The organism is Actinomyces sp. ICM58 (genome assembly GCF_000283035.1).
Taxonomy (GTDB): domain Bacteria; phylum Actinomycetota; class Actinomycetes; order Actinomycetales; family Actinomycetaceae; genus Pauljensenia.
In genome coordinates this window covers 1-7275 of the sequence record NZ_ALIY01000046.1, presented here as the reverse complement: position 1 = coordinate 7275, position 7275 = coordinate 1, and the positions used below count along the sequence as shown (strand labels likewise).

The window sequence follows — 7275 nt, the reverse complement described above, 5'->3', positions numbered from 1 at the left end:
ACGAGCCGCCCCCGAATCCGGGGCCCGGCTCGGGTGTGCGCCCGGCCTGGTAGGCCTCGGCGCACCCTCGCGCGAGGTCGTCGGCGCGCTCGTTCATGCGGTGGCCAGCGTGTCCCTTGACCCACTCGAAGGTGACGCGGCGCCCTTCCATGGCGCGGTCGATCTCCTGGATGAGCTCCAGGTTCTTGATGGGCTTCTTGTCGGCCTTTGTCCAGCCGCGTTTCTTCCAGCCGAGCCGCCACTTGGACACGACGTTGATCGCATACTGCGAGTCGGCGAGGATGTGCAGCTCTTCGCCGGTCTCGGCGGTGGCCTGAAGCAGGCGCAGGATGGCGGTCAGCTCACCGAGGTTGTTGGTGCCCTTCGGCCAGCCGCCCGCGTCCCACGTGTCCTCGTCCACGTACCAGGCCCACCCCGCGGGCCCGGGATTGCCGAGGGAAGAACCGTCTGCTGCCGCCGTAATCGTCATGGCGTCATCCTATCGGCATCGCGCTTGCCTGATCGGAACGGGGACGAGGCCCGGCTCGTTCGGGCAACGGGACGAGGCCGGGGCAGCCTCTGCCTCGTGCTCTAAAATCGGGGGTGGGCGTGGTAGCGCCCTTCGCCGCAACGATGAGGACGGAGACGACCATGAGCACTCGCAGCGATGAACAGCACGAGACGAATGCGCCTCAGCGAGAGGGAGGTGGTTCGGCGAAGCGGAAGCGGTCCCGCCCGTGGGGTCTACTCGCGCTTGCCTTCGCGCTTGGGTTGCTCATGTGGAGCTGCATTCCGAAGGGCTACCTGATCAGTTCGTCGGTGGATGAGCTGAGTACGGGTGACGCTGTTATCGCTCTTCGAATAGGTCACGCAGAATCGGTGTCTGGCCTGGAAGCACCGATTCATGACAGCTGGGTCGTGCTTCTCGATGCTCAAGGCAATCTCGAAGGCGCGCTCCGTCGCGATGATTCAGTAGCCCGTCTCGTGTGGCTTGACAGCGGGATTTCATACGGTTCGTGGGAGCAAGAGTACCTGACCACGGAAGACGGGACCCGTGTGGTGGACCGTGACCATTCGAGGATTGCGGAATATGGGCGTTACCTGCTGCCGGATGGACGAATTGTCGTTGTTTCTTCCTGGTCCGATAAGGGGCTTCTGATCGATACGATCGAACCTGATGGCAGTATGACGACTGTGGAAACTGAAGGAACGCGCGGAGACATGGGCCAGTGCGGGGGACGGATTGTGTCGATCGTCGACACGAAGCAGCTCCCGCGTGCGAAGGCATCAGAGGCCTTTGAGGCCTACGCCGCACAATCGGGCGGTGATGGTGACCAGCCGGAGGTTCTGTCTGTCGTCGTTCAGCTGACTGATCTTGACGGCGGTACTCCCCAGATCCTTGGCGTAGCGCCCGAGAACAATGTGTTGGGGTCGGGGCAGAAGATGTTTGCCTGCGAGGGGGATGTGATCACTGTGCCGGGCATCCAAGTGGCCGATCCTGACTCCGCGAAGAGGGCAAAAGTGTCTGAACCTGAGGGAACCCTGGTTCTCCAGCGATGGGACCTGTCGACGGGGCAGCGCACGGTTATTCCCGTGCTCGACGAGCAGGGAAATCCCATCGAATTGGGGAGAGACCCCAATATCGATCGCTATGTGGGGATCCAGGTGGGGCGCGAGTACAGGTTCATCAGTGCGGACGGTCATGCGTTTGCGGTCGACTTGGACAGTGGCCAGGGCCGTCACCTGTTCTCGTACAGGGAGCCGGGCAATTACCCACCAGTGTTGTTCCAAGTGACTAAGACGGGCGTCTACGCCCTCGACGATGACTTGCAAGGGCGCCGGGTCAACCTCATCTATCTACCGTGGGACGGGGGAGAGCGCCGGAAGGTTCTGACAACGACCAAGCTGGAGGGATACATCAAGACGTGGAGCCCGCTGTCGGGGCACGTGCGAAAGATTGAGTCCTTTACCCTGCGTCCCGGCTGGGACGGCGGCGCTCAGTAACGTAGCGAGGTAACACAGCACAGTCTCGCGCGGCACCGTGCGCGGCGCGAGGGGGGCGGTCTTCCAACGAAGACCGCCCCCACCCGTTACAGCGTGACGCCCACCTGGCTCAGCGCGAAGGCGAACTCTTCGCAGCGCGCTGCCCACCGGCCCTCGCGCCCGGAGGGGCCGGCGTGCCCGGCGACCATCTCGGTGCGCAGGATGATCGGACGCTCGAGCGGGTCGCGCGCGGCGACGAGGCCTCCTCTGGCCTCCGCGCCCGTGCTCTCGCCGCCGCCGGAGTCGACGCCGACCGCACCGGAATCCCCGGCCGCCCCCGAATCGCAGCAGTTGCAGCGCTTCCCAGCCCCGGCCTCGTCCGTGGAGGGCACCTGGCCGGTGGCCTCGCGTAGGCGCTGCACCCACTTGGTGGGCTCGATGAACTCGACGCGCGTGTCGTTGACTGAGGTCGTCGCCATGATCGCGGGCAGGAGCGCGCCGTCGGGCACGTTCTCGTACGGCGTGTAGCGGCTCATTGCGTCGAACACGGCGCGCGAGGTCAGCGGGTTGCCCCACTCCTCCCACTCGCCGACGGTGAGCGGCAGGGTCGGGTCCAGGATCGTGGTGAGCGCGTCCACGAAGGGCACGCCCGCCAGGATCGCGCGGAAGCGGTCGGGGGCGGCGTTGGTGACCGCGCCCATGAGGAGGCCTCCGGCGCTGCGGCCCTCGGCGACCAGGCGGCCGGGCGCCACCCACCCGGAGTCGACCAGCCAGTCGGCCACGTCGATGAAGTCCGTGAACGTGTGTTCCTTGACCAGCTCCTTGCCGTCCTCGTACCAGGCGCGGCCCATCTCGCCGCCGCCGCGCACGTGCGCGATCGCGTAGACGACGCGGCGCAGGATCGGCAGGCGCAGGGTCTCGAACTCGGGGTCGTAGCTGACCTCGTAGGAGCCGTACCCGATCTGCCAGCCCGCGTGCGTGCCGTCCGGGCGCGCGTTGCGGTGGTGGATGAGAGTGACGGGGATGTGGGTTGCGCCGTCGCGCGCGAGCACCCACACGCGCTCCTCGACGAACTCGGCGGGGTCCCAGCCGGGCGCCTCGCGGGTGCGCAGGGTGCGCACGCCCAGGGCCGCGTTTTCGCTTGTTGTCTCAGGGGACGAGGCCGGGGCGCGGTTCGACAGCGTCACCTCGGCAACCGTGGGCGGCACTGTCTGCGACTGGAACTCCACGCGCAGCGGATCGGCCCACGGGGTCGGCACGGTCGCGATCGTGCGCACAGGGGCATCCACCTCTACGCGTCGCCACGTGGGCGTGGGCTCGCTGCGGTCCCACACGTCGACCTGCGTGAACGAGCCCGAACGAAGCGAGAGCGCCACGTAGCCTGCGTGGGCCTCGACGTCGGTGATGCGCTCGCCGGGGCCGGGGCTGCGCAGCGGCTCCCAGGACTCAAACGGCGTGAGGGGGGCGGGCTCGTCCCCCGGCAGGGGAGTACCGGGCGTGCGATCCGCCAGGGCCTGGCGACTGTACGCGGAGGAAGACGTGACGCCGAGGCGCGCCAAGGCCTCGGGCGACCCCCCTGCGGGCAGCATCGCCTGCGCGAGCGAGCCCTCCTGCGTCAAGCCCGTATGCACGAGGAACAGGCGATCCCCCGCCGAATCCACCGACACCAGCGTGCGCGGGCGCACCGGCATGAGCGGCAGCGGGCGCACCGACGGGTGGGCGGGCAGCCACAGCCACGCGCGGCCCGCCGTCGACGACGACGAATGAATGACGACGTGCCCCGGGAAGCCCGAGGGCGCGAACCCCATCTCGAAGCCCTCGTCCGGTTCAACTAACAGCAGCTCGTCGGCCTCGCGCGGCGTGCCCAGGCGGTGCAGCCACACGTCGCACGCGCGCCACGCATCGTCCACTCCCATGTAGATAAAGGACTTCGAGTCATCCGCCCACGCGAAGCCGTACCCGGCGCCTGCCACGGCCTCGTCGATGACGCGCCCCGACGCCTCCTGCACGACCCACGTGTAGCGCTCGTCGCCGCTCGTGTCCCGCGCCCACGCGATCAGGCGCCCATCCGGGGAGGGATACAGGTCCGCCAGGCGGAAAAACTCCTGCCCGCGCGCCCACTCGTTCTCATCGACGAGGAGCTCCTCACCCCGCGCGGGCGCGCCCGGAGAGGGGACGAGCGGGATCGGCGCCCCGGCCTCGTCGCGCTCCACCGGCGCGCGGTGATGCGTCGCGTAGGACTGACCCTCCGCGAAACGACGGAAGTACCAGAACTCGCCCTCGCGGATCGGAACCGTCACGTCGGTGAGCGCCGTGGAGGCCTTCACCTCCTCCACGAGGCGCGCTGCCGCCTCGCGCGTCGGCGCCGTCACCGCGTCCGCCCACGCGTTTTCCGCCTCCAGGTGCGCGCGCACCTCCGGGTTCTCGCCGTCGCGCAACCAATCCCACGGGTCATCAAAATGCTGCCCGAACTGGTCGCGCACCCGGTACCCGTAACGCTTCGGGGCAACCGGGGGAGTCGGCGAGGCCTGGGGTGCGTGGTGCGGGGTCGTCTCAGTCATGGGAACCATCTTAGAGGCGGGGTGCGGACTAGGGAGGCACCCGGGTGTCCGGGGGCGGGCGCGACTCGGAGCCTTCACCCGAGTAGCCCCACCAGAGGCACCCGGGTGTCCGGGGGCGGGCGGTGCCTGCGCGCCGGGATGTCTGTTCTGAAGGCCGCTGAGAAGGCGTGTTCACCGTGCTCCCCAAAATTTCGCATGCAATTCCCTCACCTGTCTTTCAAAGTTTGAAATCAGATCGTTGAAATTCCGCGGTTTGTGGGCGGCAGGTGAAAGGGGGAGAAAGGGAATTGCATGCGAAATTTGGGGGCGGGACCAGGATAGGGCGGAAGAAGCAGTCCGGTGAGCGTGCGAGACTAGGGGAGTGAACGACGAACAAGCTCCCTCGCGCGGATCCGCCCCGCTCGCACCCGCGTCCCCAGTGCTTGAGCCCGCGGCCCCTGCACTCGAACCCGCGGCGCTCGCGGACCCGTCCGCTCCTCGTACCCAGCCCGGCGCTCGCGGACAGGTGAACGAGGAGCCCGCCCCGGCCTCGTCCCTCACTGAGCCCGGTACCCGTGGACAGGTGAACGAGGAAGCGGCCCCGGCCTCGTCCCTCACTGAGCCCGGTACCCGTGGACAGGTGAACGAGGAAGCGGTTCCCGCCTCGTCCCTCACTGAGCCCGGCACCCGTGGACAGGTGAACGAGGAAGCGGCCCCCGCCTCGTCCCTGAGCCTCGCCGAGCGGCTCATCGCCTGGGTGCGCGAATTCATCCAATTCGGGCTCGTCGGCGCGACCGCCTTCATCGTCGACGCCGGACTGTTCAACCTCCTCCAACACGGGCCGCTCGGCATCCTCGCCGGACACCCCAACACCGCGCAATTCGTTGCCGCCGTGACCGCGACCCTCTACTCGTGGATCGCCAACCGCCTGTGGACCTACCGCGGCCGCACCCGGGACAACGCCACGCGTGAAGCCATCCTCTTCTTCTTCGCCAACGCCTGCGGCATCGGCATCTCCCAGTTCTGCCTCCTCTTCACCCACCACATCCTCGGGTTCACCTCGGCGCTGGCCGACAACATCGCCGTCTACGTCGTCGGCTTCGCCCTGGGCACCGCGTTCCGTTTCTTCTTTTATCACTACGTGGTCTTCACCGGGGGTACGCGCGCGTAGGTTCGAGGCGCGGCGGTAGGGTCGACACGTGAAGGAAACGCCAGAGCACTACCCGACCCCCGAAGAATCCATCGCCACGATGGTCACCATTGACGACACCGCCCTCGTCTTCGAAGGCGGCGGCATGCGCAACGCCTACACGGCCGCGCTCGTCAGCCGACTCATCGCCGAAGGCATCAACTTCCCCCACATCTCCGGCGTCTCCGCGGGCTCCAGCCACCTGTGCAACTTCACCTCCCGCGACGCGATCCGCTCACACGCGACCTTCGTCGACCTCGTCGAAGACCCCGAATTCGGCGGACTCAAGCACTTCCGCAAAGGCCACGGCTACTTCAACGCCGAGTACATCTACCAGCAGATCTGCTACCCCGACGGCGCCCTGCCCTTCAACATGGACACCTTCCTGGCGAACCCCGCCACCACGCGCGTCGCCACCTTCAACGCATCGCGCGGCGAAGAACGCTGGTTCTCCAAGGAAGAAATGAGCACCCTGGACACCCTCGGGCCCATCGTCCGCGCCTCCTCCACGCTGCCCATTCTCATGCCGCCCGTCGAAATCGACGGCGACACCTACGTCGACGGCGCGCTCGGCCCCAACGGAGGCCTGCCCTTCGACCAGCCCCTGCGCGAGGGATACCGCAAGCTCCTCGTCGTCCTCACCCGTCCCCGCGACTTCGTCAAAGACCCCATGCCCGCAAGCGTCGGCGCCCTCCTGCGCACCGCCTACCGTTCATTCCCGTCCGTCTTCGAGGGCGTCGCCCTACGCACCGACCGTTACAACGCGGGACGCCGATTCCTCTTCGAGCTCGAGGAACGAGGCCAGGCCTACGTGTTCGCGCCCGACAACCTGTGGATCAACAACACCGAGTCGCGGCGCGAGCGCCTCGAAGCCACCTACCGAGCCGGCCTGGTCCAAGCCGTGCGCGAGATGCCCGCAATCAAGGCGTTCCTGGGGTTGTAAGGGGTCGCGGCTGGTGCGGGAGCCGTGTCGCGGTGCTGGCGGCCGGTGGTATCGGCGGCCCGGGGCGGGCTGGTGGCCCGTGGTGATGGCGGCCTGTGGTGATGATGGCCAGGCAGTGGGTTGGTGGCCCGTCGGTGGGTGGGTCTCTCGTTGGTTGTGTCGCGGGCCTGGGTGTGGCTTCTGTTTGGGGTTATCCGGATAGGTTGTGCGCATCCGGATAGGTTATGCGCATCCGGATAGGTTATTAAGGTATCCGGATGTTGGTTTCCTATCCGGATGCTGGTTTCCTATCCGGATGTGTTGTCGCCCGGGGGCGGCACCCGCTTAACTAGCTGCGTTGCGGGCCCGTGACCCGGCGCGTTGGGACATCGGAGGCTGGGGCCGCGGGAGGCGCGGCGGAGCCAAGGCTGCGCTCGTGATGATTCAGCTGGCGCCGCGGTCGTTGCAGCCGCTCCCAGGCATCGTGGCCGGGCTGTTTGGTTCTTGTCGTGCCCTCTTGCCGGGTGATTGGGGGGTTTTGCAACATTAGGAGCTGTTTTACGGCGTGTCGTCGGCGTGTCGTTGCTCTATTGGTGCAATTCCCCCCCCGTGGGCGACGGTGTAGGGCAGATTCTAGGGGTGGTTGCAACACATGCTATGCC

At 67.2% G+C, this 7275-nt stretch carries 5 protein-coding genes; 3 read left to right on the top strand and 2 right to left on the bottom strand.

From position 1 onward, the window contains the following. On the bottom strand, positions 1-469 hold a 469-nt coding region (locus HMPREF1138_RS01910), incomplete at its 3' end, for a ribonuclease H family protein (RefSeq protein ID WP_009055932.1). A 161-nt stretch (positions 470-630) separates the two neighbouring features. On the opposite strand from HMPREF1138_RS01910, the gene HMPREF1138_RS01905 reads away from it, so the two are divergent. Beyond that, positions 631-1983, top strand: coding sequence for a hypothetical protein (locus HMPREF1138_RS01905; RefSeq protein WP_009055930.1), 1353 nt, complete (start codon positions 631-633; stop codon positions 1981-1983). A gap of 86 nt (positions 1984-2069) precedes the next feature. Here the strand turns inward: HMPREF1138_RS01905 and HMPREF1138_RS01900 are convergent, their stop codons facing one another. Beyond that, positions 2070-4532, bottom strand: coding sequence for a S9 family peptidase (locus HMPREF1138_RS01900; RefSeq protein WP_009055926.1), 2463 nt, complete (start codon positions 4530-4532; stop codon positions 2070-2072). Positions 4533-5199: 667 nt separating this feature from the next. On the opposite strand from HMPREF1138_RS01900, the gene HMPREF1138_RS01895 reads away from it, so the two are divergent. Both HMPREF1138_RS01895 and HMPREF1138_RS01890 read left to right on the top strand, forming a co-directional pair. After that, positions 5200-5673, top strand: a complete 474-nt coding sequence (locus tag HMPREF1138_RS01895) for a GtrA family protein (protein ID WP_238318588.1) — start codon at positions 5200-5202, stop codon at positions 5671-5673. A gap of 28 nt (positions 5674-5701) precedes the next feature. Next, positions 5702-6634 carry a patatin-like phospholipase family protein gene (locus HMPREF1138_RS01890; RefSeq protein WP_009055928.1) on the top strand — a complete coding sequence of 311 codons (933 nt, stop codon included), beginning with the start codon at positions 5702-5704 and terminating at the stop codon, positions 6632-6634. The last annotated feature ends 641 nt before the right edge of the window (positions 6635-7275 follow it).

Excerpts from the sequence above, each read along its gene's own strand:
- HMPREF1138_RS01900 (WP_009055926.1), bottom strand. The coding sequence starts at position 4,532 with ATGGTTCCCATGACTGAGACGACCCCGCACCACGCACCCCAGGCCTCG.
- HMPREF1138_RS01905 (WP_009055930.1), top strand. The coding sequence starts at position 631 with ATGAGCACTCGCAGCGATGAACAGCACGAGACGAATGCGCCTCAGCGA.